A 12,393-nucleotide genomic window follows, 5' to 3' on the forward strand; every position below is an offset into this window, starting at 1 on the left:
AGAGAATAAATATGGATTTTAATGACCTACTCAACCTCATGGTTGAAAAAAAATCATCCGATCTTTTTATTACAGATGGTGTTGCGCCATCTATGAAAATTAACGGGCAAATTGTTCCAATTTCAAAAAATAGTCTTTCAGGAGACGTTATTGGTCAGCTCTTACATTCCATCATGAGCGAAAAACAGCGCAAAGAATTTGCAGACACTCGTGAATGTAACTTTGCCATTATGAACCGTGATAAAACTGCCCGCTTTCGTGTAAGCGCTTTTCAGCAGCGTGACATGCCAGGCATGGTTCTACGTCGAATTGAAACTAAAATTCCTTCAATTGATGACTTGCAGTTACCGCCCGTTCTTAAAGATTTATCAATGACCAAACGCGGCATCATTATTTTTGTTGGCGCAACAGGTACTGGTAAATCGACTTCATTGGCTTCAATGATCAGCTATCGCAATCACAACACTAAAGGTCATATCATTACTATTGAAGACCCAATCGAGTTTATTCATGAACATGCAGGCTGCATCATTACTCAACGTGAAGTCGGGATCGATACAGACTCATTTGAAATTGCCTTAAAGAATACTTTGCGACAAGCACCAGATGTCATTTTAATTGGTGAGATTCGATCTCGTGAAGTTATGGACTACGCGATTGGCTTTGCTGAAACAGGCCATCTTGTGTTAGCCACGATGCACGCTAACAACGCCAACCAAGCGCTCGATCGTATTATTCACTTCTTTGAAAGTGACCGTCACAGTCAGCTTTACATGGACTTATCGCTTAACTTAAAGGCGATGATTGCGCAGCAACTTATTCCAACACCAGATGGCAATTCACGTCGTGCAGCCATTGAGATTTTGATTAACTCGCCATTAATTTCAGACTACATTCGTAAAGGCGAAATTCATGAAATTAAAGATTTAATGAAGCGTTCGCGTGAACTCGGTATGCAAACCTTTGACCAAGCGTTGTTTGATCTCTATAAAGCAGGCCAAATTACCTATAAAGATGCATTAAAACATGCCGACTCACCGAACGATTTGCGTTTGACCATTAAGCTTGCCGAAGAAGGACCTGATCAAATTTCAGGCACAAATCAGCATTTAACCTTCGACCGACAGTAATTTCTTCATAAAAAAAGGAAGGTTAAACGTAACCTTCCTTTTTTATTTGTTTTCTTTATGTGAAAACGATTATTTCTTGCGCAACACTTCCTGACACTCAGGTTCGTTACAGTAACCGTAGAGGTTTAATGAGTGACCTGTTAAGGTAAACCCATGTTGTTCTGCTACAGCATGCTGTTCCTTCTCGATAACATCATTAGTAAATTCAATAACTTTGTTGCAATTATAGCAAACCAAATGATCATGATGATCTTCTTGCATAATTTCGAAAACAGAATGATTATTTTCGAAATGATGGCGCTGAATGATACCCGCAGCTTCAAATTGTGTTAACACACGGTAAACTGTCGCAAGACCGACATCTTCCCCTTGTTCTAACAAAGTCTTGTAAATATCTTCAGCACTAAGATGATGTTGCTTTGAATTTTCTAATAATTCCAAAATCTTAATTCGTGGAAGGGTAACTTTAAGTCCAGCTTTGCGCAAATCTTGATTGGAAATAGGCATGAAAAAAGGTCTCTCAACAAATCTCAAGTTGGAATAGGCAATAGAATTTAGATGAAGTATGATCTATCCTTTGATCAAATGCATCATAATTTATTGGGATAGTGTAGCAAAATGCAAAAACTCGTGCTGACGTTATTAGTCACTTCACTCCTTGCTGGTTGTTCAATCTTTGGTGTATATAAGGTTGATATTCCTCAAGGGACTCCTTTGACCAAAGCTCAGGCCTCTCAAGTACAAGTCGGCATGAATTTCCAGCAAGTGCGTTTTTTGCTTGGTAGTCCAACTGTGACTGATCCCCTCAATCCTCAACGTTGGGACTACATTTACAACTATATCCCGGGAACTTATGCTAAAAAGGCAAAAATCCCCGCAGCACATGGTCAGCATTTAAAAATTTACTTTGATGGCACTGGCACAGTAACTAAAATTGAAGGTTTAGAAACTATTCCAGAATCGCAACCAGGTTTACCTGCTTCTAAAGAAGCGATTTTAACTGCTCCACCACTATAATCGTTTTTTCTAATAAAAATAAACCCCTCAAGTGAAATACTTCGAGGGGTTTTATTTATGGGACTTATTACTTTAAGCGATTACTTTTAATATATCGTCCCACAGGATTCTTCTCGGCGCGGTTACGGCGTATATCTTTAGGGTTAATAGTTAAAGGTCGATAGACCTCTACCCGATCACCTGCTTGCAAAATCGCATGTGCCTCAACTTTTGCACCAAAGATGCCAAGTTGTAATGGCTCAGGCAAACTCACCTGTGTCTGCAACCCGCTTGCCTCAACCGCTTGTAATGCAGTCATACCAGCTTCAAATGAAATAGCAACTAAAAACTGTTGCTCTGGGGCTGCAAAAGCAACCCACACTTGCTGAGCTTTTTCCATCAGATCATTTGTCCAATGACCGCAATCATGGCAATGACAATTGAAAGCGGTAAAATAATACGCACTGCAATACGCCACAAGTTATAGAACAACTCATTGCTAAAATTCATCGATTTACGCAAGTGGCTAATTTTCATAATCCAACCAGCAAAAATTGCATAGATAAGGCAAATGAGTAATCCCCAAAGCATCAAAATCAACGTAAAGATGCCATGAAGTTCAGGCACAGCCCAAACCGCAATTGCCAAAATAATGACGACCCATTGTAAAACGTACATCAGTTGACGTTGAGCAAGCTGTTCTTTAGCAAGTTGAATAAACAAAGCTGTTGTCATTACCGCAGTAAAAATCCAGGTAAAAACAGGAAGCTGTGCTTGAAGAGAAAAGAAACCAAACGCAACGACAGCAATTAACTGAGCCAACCAGATTGGAAGTGCAGTTTTTGTAGCACCTTCTTGAGAGTGAATTACAGACAAGCTATTTTGCCAGTAAAGTCCTAAGCCTAAACCACTCGCAACAAGTGCAAGTACGGTCGCATTACCCCATTCTTTAAACTCAACATTTGTCCAATGCCAAGGCTGTAAAGTCGTTCCCATTGTATTAGCTAAAACAAGAGAAGCGATTACGCCAACTGTCATTAGCACAATTAAAATCTGACGCGGAATAAAAGATAAAATTAAAGCTGCAACAGCAAGACCAGCAAAAATAATTTGCCCAGAAACACTATTATTGAGCTGTGCTGTCAGTAAGTTGCCAGCAGTACTCAGTACACTTCCTGCTAAAAATGGAATAAAAATAACTGCAAGCCAACCAGCCAAACGCCATTTTGGTGAACTATCTGCTTCACGAGTTAAACTTGATAAAGCATTTAAGGCAGTAGTCTTCGACCGTTTTGCTAAGGCAATTTCCAAATAACAAACTGGCAGAGCCAATAACAGCATTGTGCCTAACCACAATAACCAGAAATCGATTTGACGATCAATCTGGATTCCCATAGCGGGTGCCAATGTCGCCATAATGATGAAAGATAAGCAAAACGCCATCAGGGGCGATAACCATCGTGACATAGGTATGTCCTGCATTATGCATTCCTTGAAAAAGACTATAGATATTTTGCCCGTCTCATGGCTGAAAATCAAAGTTTGCTCAATAAAAAAAGCAAACTACCGAAACGATAGTTTGCTGCGCTAACTAAAATTATAAGTTTTGTTATTTAAGTTATGCGAAAAACCGAGCAAACCAGTTTTTCCCTTTCTTCTTTTCTTTTTCTCTAATAATTCCCATCATGTTTTCTTTTACTGCCCCCACATAATCGGCATCGTCATGTTGAATATGATTGATTAACCATTTTGCTAAAATTTCTTGTAGCTCTTTTTCAACAGTATGTCCCATTTCAAAACGCTCACGATATAACTCTATTTTTTTAATAAATAAATCATGAACACGTTTATGTGGTACACGATATTTATAATCGGCTTCCTCTTGCAAACTTTCCTCGAAAGTAAAATGTGATTGCGTATAATCAATAATGTTGTCTAAAACGTCTTTAATACGACGTCTATCTTCATCATCTTTTACATCATCAATTTCATTAATATAATCAAGTATTCGTTTATGTTGCTCATCAATAACCTCGATACCCGTATTATATTCTGAAGCCCATTTCATTTTCATACATCTCCCCAATGATGTTCAATGACTGTTGCATAAACCTCATGATATATTTAAAGAATATAAATAAAAACAAAGCTATTTTGTCGGCTTTATCATATAAAAATTATATTTAAATCAAGTTATTGTTTTTATTTGTTTTTATTTGTTTTTATTTGTTTTTAAAAAATTAACCAACTAAAATAATAAAGTATTTTTTAAACAAAATACCTTATTATTAAATGCTAAATATATATAAATATCTCTATTCATACATTTTAAATATACTTTATATTAATACTGATCTGCTCGAGTAATACGTTTAAGCTCTGGATTTTCCTGCTCACGTTTTAATCTTTCCACATGAGTAATTGCTTTTTTAATCGGCTTACCATGTTGAAATAAAATCATTTCACCTGGTTGATAAGCAGTCCAGTTTTCATTATGTGTTAAAGGTTCTGTCGTTATAACTGCCACACGATCTTCAGGTGTAGTGACCTGACTAAAATCAACCTCAACATCTAAGTCAATTAAATGAGCCTGATTAAATGGATATTCTCGAACCAACCAATGTAATTTAGTTATCGCGTAACTAAATAATGCCTTCCCATTCGACAAACAATAATTAAATGTGCCGTATTCAGCAATTTGTGGAGAAATTTTTTCTAATACTTCAAATATCTCATCAAGACTCGGTTCTTCATAACCGAAAGCTTCAACCAGTTGATCAAGCAAATAACAAAATGCACGTTCACTGTCTGTATTACCCACAGGGGTAAAACGTCCACTTAGTGGTGGGTTAAAATCATGTAAATCACCATTATGGGCAAAAATCCAATGACGCCCCCACAACTCTCTAATAAAGGGATGAGAGTTTTCTAAAGTGATTTTACCTTGAGTTGCTTTACGGATATGCGCGATCACGTTACGCGATTTAATAGGATAATTACGGATAAGATCGGCAATTGGAGATTCAACTGCCGACTGGTTATCGACAAATAGTCGGCAAGCTTTGTCTTCGAAAAATGCAATACCAAATCCATCACTATGATCTGAGGTAATTCCTGCACGCTGTGAAAAACCACGGAAAGAAAAAGTGATATCCGTTGGTGTTGCACAATTCATTCCTAATAGCTGGCACATATCGCTTTTAAACTACTTCTAATTACCTCATATACTCTATTGTGCATGAGAGTAAAATTGCTTGCAAATCTCAATATGTGCTGGCTATTAGAAAATAAGACATATTATTAACGCTGCCCCATTTTATTCATAACAAATGAAGTCGCCACTTTATTCACTTCCAGAAATACAAAATAATCTAGACAGTTAAATTCTTCATCAAAAAATGCCTGTTTCGATAGTTTTGACTGCATGCTCAAATACATTTGGAACAGTTTTGGCATACGCTCATCTTGTGGAAAACTGAACTCAGGATATTCAGGTTCATAGATTTTTTTCGAACGAATATCAATTGTTTTGCTTTCAGATAATTGCTGAATCTGGCGATGCGTATAGTACGCTCTAGCCAAATTATCTTGCAGATGAATACTGACACAGCCCATCAAATATTTAGCACGCATTGACCATAGCACTTTGGGTGCAAGGTTCAACCACAGCATCGATAACGCTTTACCATTACGAAAGCGAGGATGGACACAGGTACGCCCTATTTCTAACACATTAGGAAGGTGCGATAACTGAGGAACAATATCAAACTCATGTGCGCTGTAGCTTTGTGCGATCTCATGACCTTGAAATAATTTTAGACGGGTATACGCTACAATTTCTCCAGTCCACTTTTCACGTAAGACTGCATGCTCACAACCAAAATCATAAATGTCTTGATCTAAGTTATCTTCAAAATGAATTCCAAATTGTTGGCTAAATTGTTGTGCACGAAATCTTTGTACATCTTGTAATTCTTTTAAATTATCAACCCACTCAAAACGAAATTGCGTTTGATTTATTGCTTTATTACGATTTAAAGGTAAAGTCCAGGTTTGGCGATATTGATTAAATTTTTCCAGCATAATGAACGCTCCTAGTGACACCCCTTACACTAGTCAAAGCTCATGACAAAAAAATGACCAAATTAAATTGGTATAAAAAAAGACCACCTAGAGTGATCTTTTTATTGAGAATAACGGTTTTATTAGGCAGTTTTTGCGCGATTAGAAATCAGTGTTCCAACCCCGTGATCAGTAAAGATTTCAAGCAATGTTGCATGTGGTACGCGACCATCAACAATATGCGCACTAACAACGCCACCTTTAACAGCATCAAGTGCACAACCTACTTTAGGAATCATACCGCCATAGATCACACCCGTTTCAATGAGACGATCAACTTCTTGCGTAGTAAGGCCAGTTAACAGATTTTTGTTTTCATCCAGCACGCCACTAATGTTTGTGAGCAAGATTAATTTTTCAGCACCTAATGCTTCTGCCACCTTACCAGCCACTAAATCGGCATTAATATTATAAGTATTGCCTTCTTCATCTACGCCTAATGGCGCAATAACTGGAATAAAGTCACTTTGGGTAAACATTTCAAGCACATCAGTTTTAACGCCAGTTACTTCACCAACCATACCTAAATCAATATGTTTGATAGAACCGTCTTCTTCTTGCTTTTCCATAAGTAATTTACGAGCACGAAGTAAATTACCATCTTTACCTGTTAAACCAATAGCACGGCCACCATGTTTATTAATCAGGTTAACAATCGATTTATTTACGCTACCACCTAATACCATTTCAACCACTTCCATGGTTGCAGCATCGGTTACACGCATACCGTCAATACGGTCAGATTCACGACCTAACTGCTTTAAAAATGAGTCTACTTGTGGCCCACCACCGTGAACAACAATCGGATTTAACCCTACCGTTTTAAGTAAAACGATGTCTCGGGCAAATGAACTTTCTAGCTCCGGATCAGTCATCGCATTGCCACCGTATTTCACCACCAGCGTTTTACCAGTAAAACGTTGAATATACGGCAAAGCTTCAATCAAGATTTTTGCTTTGTCGACACCGATATGCTGATGTTGGGGCATTACGCCTCTCCTTACTTAGGCCTCTGAAAGTTCTTGTGCAATTTGCGGATAGTGCTCTTGCAACATATCTACAAATTTTTGCTGGATTTCCTTTAATCGTAAAGGATTATCTGCGTCAAATCTTACTGTAAAATATTCACCAGTATTTGATGCTCGAATAATGCCAAAACCATCATCAAAATCAAGACGTACGCCATCGATTTTACTGATACGAGCACCTAAACGATGACTTAAAATTTCAATATCTTGTAATACATACTTTGGATCGGACTGATACGTACCAATATAGGTATCTTCTGTACAACATCTTTCTGGATAAGGAGCAAACAATTCCGAAATTGTTGTAGCATCAGATTGGGTAAAATATTCCATTACACGTAATGCAGCATATAAACCGTCGTCATAGCCAAAACCACGCCCATCATTAAAAACGTAGTGGCCTGCATATTCTCCACCAAAAATGGCGCGTCCATTCGACTGAGATAAATAAGCCCGTAAAAAACTACTTCCTGTGCGGATCATTTTTGCTTTTCCGCCGAGTTGTTCGACCGTTTTTTGAACCATGCGTGAACATTTCACATCGAAAACAATTTCTTGCTCAGGGTGCTGCTCTAGACACATTTGTGCAAAAAGTGACAACAATCGGTCTGCAGTCAATATCTGGGCTTTTTCATCTACTAAAACAACACGGTCACCATCACCATCAAGAGCAATGCCTATATCTGCTTGTTGCTCAATAATTGCTTTTCGTAAATCACTTAAATGTGCTGCATGTGAAGGATCAGGTGCATGGTCTGGAAACTCTCCATTTGGATTGGTTCGTAAAGCAATCACTTCGCAGCCCATTTTTTCCAATATTATTTTTGAGCAGTGTCCAGCAGAGCCATGTAAACCATCTAAAACAACTTTTAAAGGACGTTTTAACTGAATATCTTTAAAAATGGCTTGCTGGTATTTCTGGCAAAACTCAGCTTTAAATTGAGCCGCCGTTAACTCAAGAACAGAAATTGAATGGGCTGGTACATAAGTTTGAGCTTCATCACCAACCTGCTGAATCATTTCTGGAGACGGCGGCTCACCTTTTAAAATCCACTTAATACCATTATCCGATTTTGGGTTATGGCTTGCGGTCACCATAATGCCATTGCCGCCAAACTCTCGCGCAATGTAATACATCATTGGGGTGGAGCAACAGCCAATATTGGTGACGTTTAAACCTTGTTCTATTAAAATTTCTTCAATTAAGTGTGCATAGGCTGGACTTGTGAGACGAGCATCATAGCCAATCACTAATTGAGTTTGTTTTGCTTGTTTGTATTGTTGTGCCAATCCGTAGGCAATCGAACGAACAACGTCCGTGGTCAAGTAAGAAAGTTTGCCTCTAATATCGTAAGCACGAAAAATACTTTTTGGAAATGAGTGTCTTACATTCATAGCGTATCTTCTATTTAAAGATCAATTCGATATTTTTGAAGGGTTTGTTTGCTAAAAAAGTTAAAAGAATATGAGTAAAGCGTGTTGTAATATAATCCAGTGTAACATTCAAGATGTAAAAAGAAACGCCTGTTCAACAGGCGTTTGATTTTCGTTAATATTTTCAAAAAACTTATTGTTTACCTGTGTGACCAAAGCCACCAGCGCCACGTAAAGTTTCTTCAAATTCTTCCACTTGTTCAAATTCAGCTTGAACAACTGGAACTAAAACGTATTGTGCTAGGCGCTCACCTGGTTCTAGACGGAATGTGGTTTGACCACGGTTCCAAACTGAAACCATCAATTCACCTTGATAATCCGAATCAATCAAACCAACTAAATTGCCAAGCACGATACCGTGTTTATGGCCTAAACCTGAACGTGGTAAAATTAAACCAGCAAAATTTACATCATGAATATAAATTGCCATACCTGTTTTCACTAAAACAGTTTGTCCTGGTTCAATATCAATTGCTTCATCGACGCAGGCACGTAAATCTAAACCCGCTGAACCTGCTGTTGCATATGAAGGTAAAGGCCATTCTTTACCTAAACGCGGATCGAGCAATTTCACTTGAACTTTCATGGGATTTCCTAAAAATTAAAAAATTAACGCTTTAATAAAGCTTTTAAATTTGCCAGATATTGTTGAGCCTGCTCTTTAGGATCAACATTAGCCGCAATTTTCTTTTTACGCCCTAACCACTCCAACTCATCTTGAGGGAGTTCATCAAGGAAACGGCTTGGGGTCATCTGTCTCATCTGCCCACCATTTTTACGCTGCTCCGCCAGAGTCAAAGTTAAACCTTGGCGTGCACGGGTAATTCCCACGTACATCAGACGGCGTTCTTCCTCAATAGTTTCTGCTGCAATTGAGTTTTTATGGGGTAAAAGTTCTTCTTCAAGTCCCATAATATAAACATATGGGAATTCCAAACCTTTTGCCGCATGTAACGTAAGTAAGTTGACTTTGTCTGTATCTTCTTCTTCCTGCTGCTGTTCTAACAGATCTAGTAGCACCAGTTTTCGGATTACACTTTCAATGTTCTTTTCATCAACATCTTCTGCGCGATTAATCAGGTTTTGAATACTGTTAAATAAGTTCTCTATATTATCGAGTTTACTTTTCTCTTGCGCAGGTGTTGCTGACTGTTCACGAACGTAATCCATATAGCCTGCTTCGTTCATCATTTGACGAACTTTAGGCACAGGCTCATCATCTTCAAGCAATTCACGGGTAAACGTCGCAATAAAGTCGGCAAACTCATGAAGTTGAGTTTCGGCTTTTTTAGGAAGCACCATGCTTAAACGCTGGTCAGCAGAAGCACCAAGTAAAGACAAATTATTTTCTTGTGAGAATAAACCTAACTTCTCAAGAGTAACCGGCCCAATGGCGCGTTTAGGTGTATTAATAATACGTAAGAACGCACTATCATCTTCAGGGTTAATAATAAGACGCAAGTAACTCATTACATCTTTAATTTCTGCACGAGCAAAGAAAGATGTACCGCCAGATAGCTTGTAAGGAATCTGCATTTGGCGAAGCTGGGTTTCTAATACACGCGCCTGAAAGTTACCGCGGTATAAAACTGCATAATCTTTCCAGTTTTTACCGTTCATCAGCTTGTGAGTCAGTAAGTCTTTTACCACGCGCTCTGCTTCATCATCATCATTACGACAAGTAATAATTCTGATGACTTCCCCATGCCCTTTATCACTCCACAATTTCTTATCAAAAATATGTGGGTTATTTTGAATCACACAGTTCGCTGCTTTTAAAATACGGCTCGTTGAACGATAGTTCTGTTCAAGTTTAATAATATGTAAATTTGGGAAATCTTGTTTAAGCAAAGCCATATTTTCAGGCTTAGCCCCACGCCATGCGTAGATCGACTGGTCATCGTCACCTACCGCAGTGAACTGCCCCATTACCCCAACTAAAAGTTTGACCAAAATATACTGAGCTGTGTTGGTATCTTGATATTCATCGACCAATAAATAGCGAACACGGTTTTGCCATTTATCACGTACTTCTGCATTTTCTTGCAATAAGCGCGTTGGCATAACAATCAAGTCATCAAAATCAACAGCGTTGTAAGCACGTAAATTACGTTCATAAAGTTGGTAAAGATGCGCAAACTGTACATCTTCAGGTGTTTCACAAGTCGAATGTGCTTGCTCTGGCACGATCAGATCGTTTTTCCAATCTGAAATTTTCTTCATTGCCTTGGCAATTAATTCTTTACTTTCTGCACCCGACAAATTGTCGCGATGCATCAGATCCATCAAAATACGTTTACAGTCATCTGCATCTAAAATCGAAAAATTAGCTTTTAAAGGTAAATTTTTAAGTTCTAAACGTAAAAGGTTTAAACCAAAAGTATGGAAAGTGGAGACAGATAGACCTTTTGATTCTTCACGTGACAAAAGCTTGGTCACACGCTCTTTCATTTCACGTGCAGCTTTGTTTGTGAAGGTCATCGCGGTTATACGATGCGCTGGAATACGGCAATGCTGCACTAAATAGGCAATTTTACGAGTAATTACCGATGTTTTACCTGAACCAGCGCCAGCAAGCACCAATAAAGGGCCCTGAGTATATTTCATGGCTTCTTCTTGCTTGTTGTTCAATTGACTGGCAGATGACATCGCGTATTACCTCTTAATTTTTCGAGCATGATTATAGTCATCTCTGTTTTAGAATCCCAATAGTAAATCTACGGATATGTATAAATGATGTCTAATAATGCAATTTATGCGCCGCAGTTTGTCGTGGTTATTTATTATTCAGAGCCCATAAAAAAACCACCCGAGGGTGGTTTTTAACACAATAAATTAAATCTTATTGTTTTGCATAGATGCTGATTTCTACACGGCGGTTTTGTTCACGGCCAGATGCAGTTGAGTTATCTGCGATCGGGTTAGAAGAACCATAACCTTGTGCATCGATACGGCTAGATGAAAGGCCTTTACCAGCTAAATAGTTTTTAACTGATTGTGCACGTGATTGAGATAACGGAATGTTGATAGAGTCATTACCAGTGTTATCAGTATAACCAGTAACCAAAATCGCGCTCTTGTTATCTTCAGCCAATGTTTGAGCTACTTTGTCTAAAGTTGAATAGAAGTTTGGTTTGATGTTTGATTTGTTTGTATCAAAAGTAATGCTACCAGGCATAATCAATTGAACAGAACCATCTGGATTACGGCCAACGTCTACGCCAGTACCTGCCATTTGTTGACGTAATTTTTTCTCTTTCTGGTCAAGGTATACACCACCAGCGGCACCAAGAACTGCACCGATTGCTGCAGCACGGTTATTTTGACGGCTTGAGTTTGCATTTGACTTAGAAATACCGTAGCCAGCTGCTGCTCCAATTAAAGTACCTAATGCGGCTTTATCGTATTCAACGCCACCAAGATTATTACCAGTTGTTTGACAACCAGATAGTACTACTGCTGCCCCTACCACTGTTGAAATAACTAATGCACGCATTGCATGCCTCCTCACTTTGTGTGTTTTGTTGTCTGGATGAATAATGAAACAAAAACGAAGTATAAAACATTGATATTTTGTTAATAATAAACACTTTAGTTACTTTTTTGTAATATTTTGATGCACTTTCAGATGCTAGCTCATCACAATTTCTTCATTGTTGTCTAAGATGTCGTTGTATTTCATA

The 12,393-nt window shown here is 38.3% G+C and carries 13 protein-coding genes; 2 read left to right on the forward strand and 11 right to left on the reverse strand.

Translation table 11 applies throughout. The features are described from left to right. Positions 1-11: 11 nt before the first annotated feature. On the forward strand, positions 12-1,130 hold the full coding sequence (locus RMB13_RS21620) for a PilT/PilU family type 4a pilus ATPase (protein ID WP_003653241.1): 1,119 nt from the start codon (positions 12-14) through the stop codon (positions 1,128-1,130). A 69-nt stretch (positions 1,131-1,199) separates the two neighbouring features. Here the strand turns inward: RMB13_RS21620 and fur are convergent, their stop codons facing one another. Beyond that, complete coding sequence (gene fur, locus RMB13_RS21625; protein WP_003653242.1) at positions 1,200-1,637, reverse strand: ferric iron uptake transcriptional regulator; 438 nt, start codon at positions 1,635-1,637, stop codon at positions 1,200-1,202. 111 nt (positions 1,638-1,748) lie between these two features. On the opposite strand from fur, the gene RMB13_RS21630 reads away from it, so the two are divergent. Then, positions 1,749-2,147, forward strand: coding sequence for an outer membrane protein assembly factor BamE (locus RMB13_RS21630; protein WP_003653245.1), 399 nt, complete (start codon positions 1,749-1,751; stop codon positions 2,145-2,147). 67 nt (positions 2,148-2,214) lie between these two features. Here the strand turns inward: RMB13_RS21630 and RMB13_RS21635 are convergent, their stop codons facing one another. From RMB13_RS21635 to RMB13_RS21680, 10 genes are all read right to left on the reverse strand, one after another. Further along, entirely contained in the window at positions 2,215-2,526 is a 312-nt protein-coding gene (locus tag RMB13_RS21635; protein ID WP_080026441.1) for an RnfH family protein, read from the reverse strand. Continuing rightward, positions 2,526-3,593 carry a hypothetical protein gene (locus tag RMB13_RS21640; protein WP_311086334.1) on the reverse strand — a complete coding sequence of 356 codons (1,068 nt, stop codon included), beginning with the start codon at positions 3,591-3,593 and terminating at the stop codon, positions 2,526-2,528. Before RMB13_RS21640 ends, RMB13_RS21635 begins: the two co-directional genes overlap by 1 nt. 151 nt (positions 3,594-3,744) lie before the next feature. Next, the gene (locus RMB13_RS21645) at positions 3,745-4,200 is read right to left on the reverse strand and encodes a bacteriohemerythrin (RefSeq protein WP_017388663.1); all 456 of its coding nucleotides are present in this window, start codon (positions 4,198-4,200) and stop codon (positions 3,745-3,747) included. A 270-nt stretch (positions 4,201-4,470) separates the two neighbouring features. Continuing rightward, a complete protein-coding gene (locus tag RMB13_RS21650; RefSeq protein WP_003653249.1) occupies positions 4,471-5,319 on the reverse strand; it encodes a class II glutamine amidotransferase in 849 nt (282 codons plus the stop codon). 107 nt (positions 5,320-5,426) lie between these two features. Beyond that, entirely contained in the window at positions 5,427-6,209 is a 783-nt protein-coding gene (locus RMB13_RS21655; RefSeq protein ID WP_004641657.1) for a GNAT family N-acetyltransferase, read from the reverse strand. Between the two features lie 122 nt (positions 6,210-6,331). After that, positions 6,332-7,237 carry an acetylglutamate kinase gene (gene argB, locus RMB13_RS21660; RefSeq protein ID WP_003653251.1) on the reverse strand — a complete coding sequence of 302 codons (906 nt, stop codon included), beginning with the start codon at positions 7,235-7,237 and terminating at the stop codon, positions 6,332-6,334. Between the two features lie 15 nt (positions 7,238-7,252). After that, positions 7,253-8,671 carry a phosphomannomutase/phosphoglucomutase gene (locus tag RMB13_RS21665; protein ID WP_132072005.1) on the reverse strand — a complete coding sequence of 473 codons (1,419 nt, stop codon included), beginning with the start codon at positions 8,669-8,671 and terminating at the stop codon, positions 7,253-7,255. Between the two features lie 172 nt (positions 8,672-8,843). Beyond that, positions 8,844-9,296 carry a dUTP diphosphatase gene (gene dut, locus RMB13_RS21670; RefSeq protein WP_003653255.1) on the reverse strand — a complete coding sequence of 151 codons (453 nt, stop codon included), beginning with the start codon at positions 9,294-9,296 and terminating at the stop codon, positions 8,844-8,846. A 23-nt stretch (positions 9,297-9,319) separates the two neighbouring features. Beyond that, positions 9,320-11,359, reverse strand: coding sequence for a UvrD-helicase domain-containing protein (locus RMB13_RS21675; RefSeq protein WP_005042641.1), 2,040 nt, complete (start codon positions 11,357-11,359; stop codon positions 9,320-9,322). Between the two features lie 193 nt (positions 11,360-11,552). After that, positions 11,553-12,206, reverse strand: coding sequence for an OmpA family protein (locus RMB13_RS21680; protein ID WP_005042643.1), 654 nt, complete (start codon positions 12,204-12,206; stop codon positions 11,553-11,555). Positions 12,207-12,393: the final 187 nt, after the last annotated feature.

It is taken from the genome of Acinetobacter sp. V102_4, from assembly GCF_031799005.1.
GTDB classification, from domain to species: Bacteria; Pseudomonadota; Gammaproteobacteria; order Pseudomonadales; family Moraxellaceae; genus Acinetobacter; species Acinetobacter calcoaceticus.

What these genes read in the sequence shown, in the direction of transcription:
- RMB13_RS21630 (WP_003653245.1), top strand. Translation starts at nt 1,749, where the DNA reads ATGCAAAAACTCGTGCTGACGTTATTAGTCACTTCACTCCTTGCTGGT.
- RMB13_RS21680 (WP_005042643.1), bottom strand. Translation starts at nt 12,206, where the DNA reads ATGCGTGCATTAGTTATTTCAACAGTGGTAGGGGCAGCAGTAGTACTA.
- argB (WP_003653251.1), bottom strand. Translation starts at nt 7,237, where the DNA reads ATGCCCCAACATCAGCATATCGGTGTCGACAAAGCAAAAATCTTGATT.
- RMB13_RS21655 (WP_004641657.1), bottom strand. Translation starts at nt 6,209, where the DNA reads ATGCTGGAAAAATTTAATCAATATCGCCAAACCTGGACTTTACCTTTA.
- RMB13_RS21635 (WP_080026441.1), bottom strand. Translation starts at nt 2,526, where the DNA reads ATGGAAAAAGCTCAGCAAGTGTGGGTTGCTTTTGCAGCCCCAGAGCAA.
- RMB13_RS21620 (WP_003653241.1), top strand. Translation starts at nt 12, where the DNA reads ATGGATTTTAATGACCTACTCAACCTCATGGTTGAAAAAAAATCATCC.
- dut (WP_003653255.1), bottom strand. Translation starts at nt 9,296, where the DNA reads ATGAAAGTTCAAGTGAAATTGCTCGATCCGCGTTTAGGTAAAGAATGG.
- fur (WP_003653242.1), bottom strand. Translation starts at nt 1,637, where the DNA reads ATGCCTATTTCCAATCAAGATTTGCGCAAAGCTGGACTTAAAGTTACC.
- RMB13_RS21645 (WP_017388663.1), bottom strand. Translation starts at nt 4,200, where the DNA reads ATGAAAATGAAATGGGCTTCAGAATATAATACGGGTATCGAGGTTATT.
- RMB13_RS21675 (WP_005042641.1), bottom strand. Translation starts at nt 11,359, where the DNA reads ATGTCATCTGCCAGTCAATTGAACAACAAGCAAGAAGAAGCCATGAAA.
- RMB13_RS21650 (WP_003653249.1), bottom strand. Translation starts at nt 5,319, where the DNA reads ATGTGCCAGCTATTAGGAATGAATTGTGCAACACCAACGGATATCACT.
- RMB13_RS21665 (WP_132072005.1), bottom strand. Translation starts at nt 8,671, where the DNA reads ATGAATGTAAGACACTCATTTCCAAAAAGTATTTTTCGTGCTTACGAT.
- RMB13_RS21640 (WP_311086334.1), bottom strand. Translation starts at nt 3,593, where the DNA reads ATGTCACGATGGTTATCGCCCCTGATGGCGTTTTGCTTATCTTTCATC.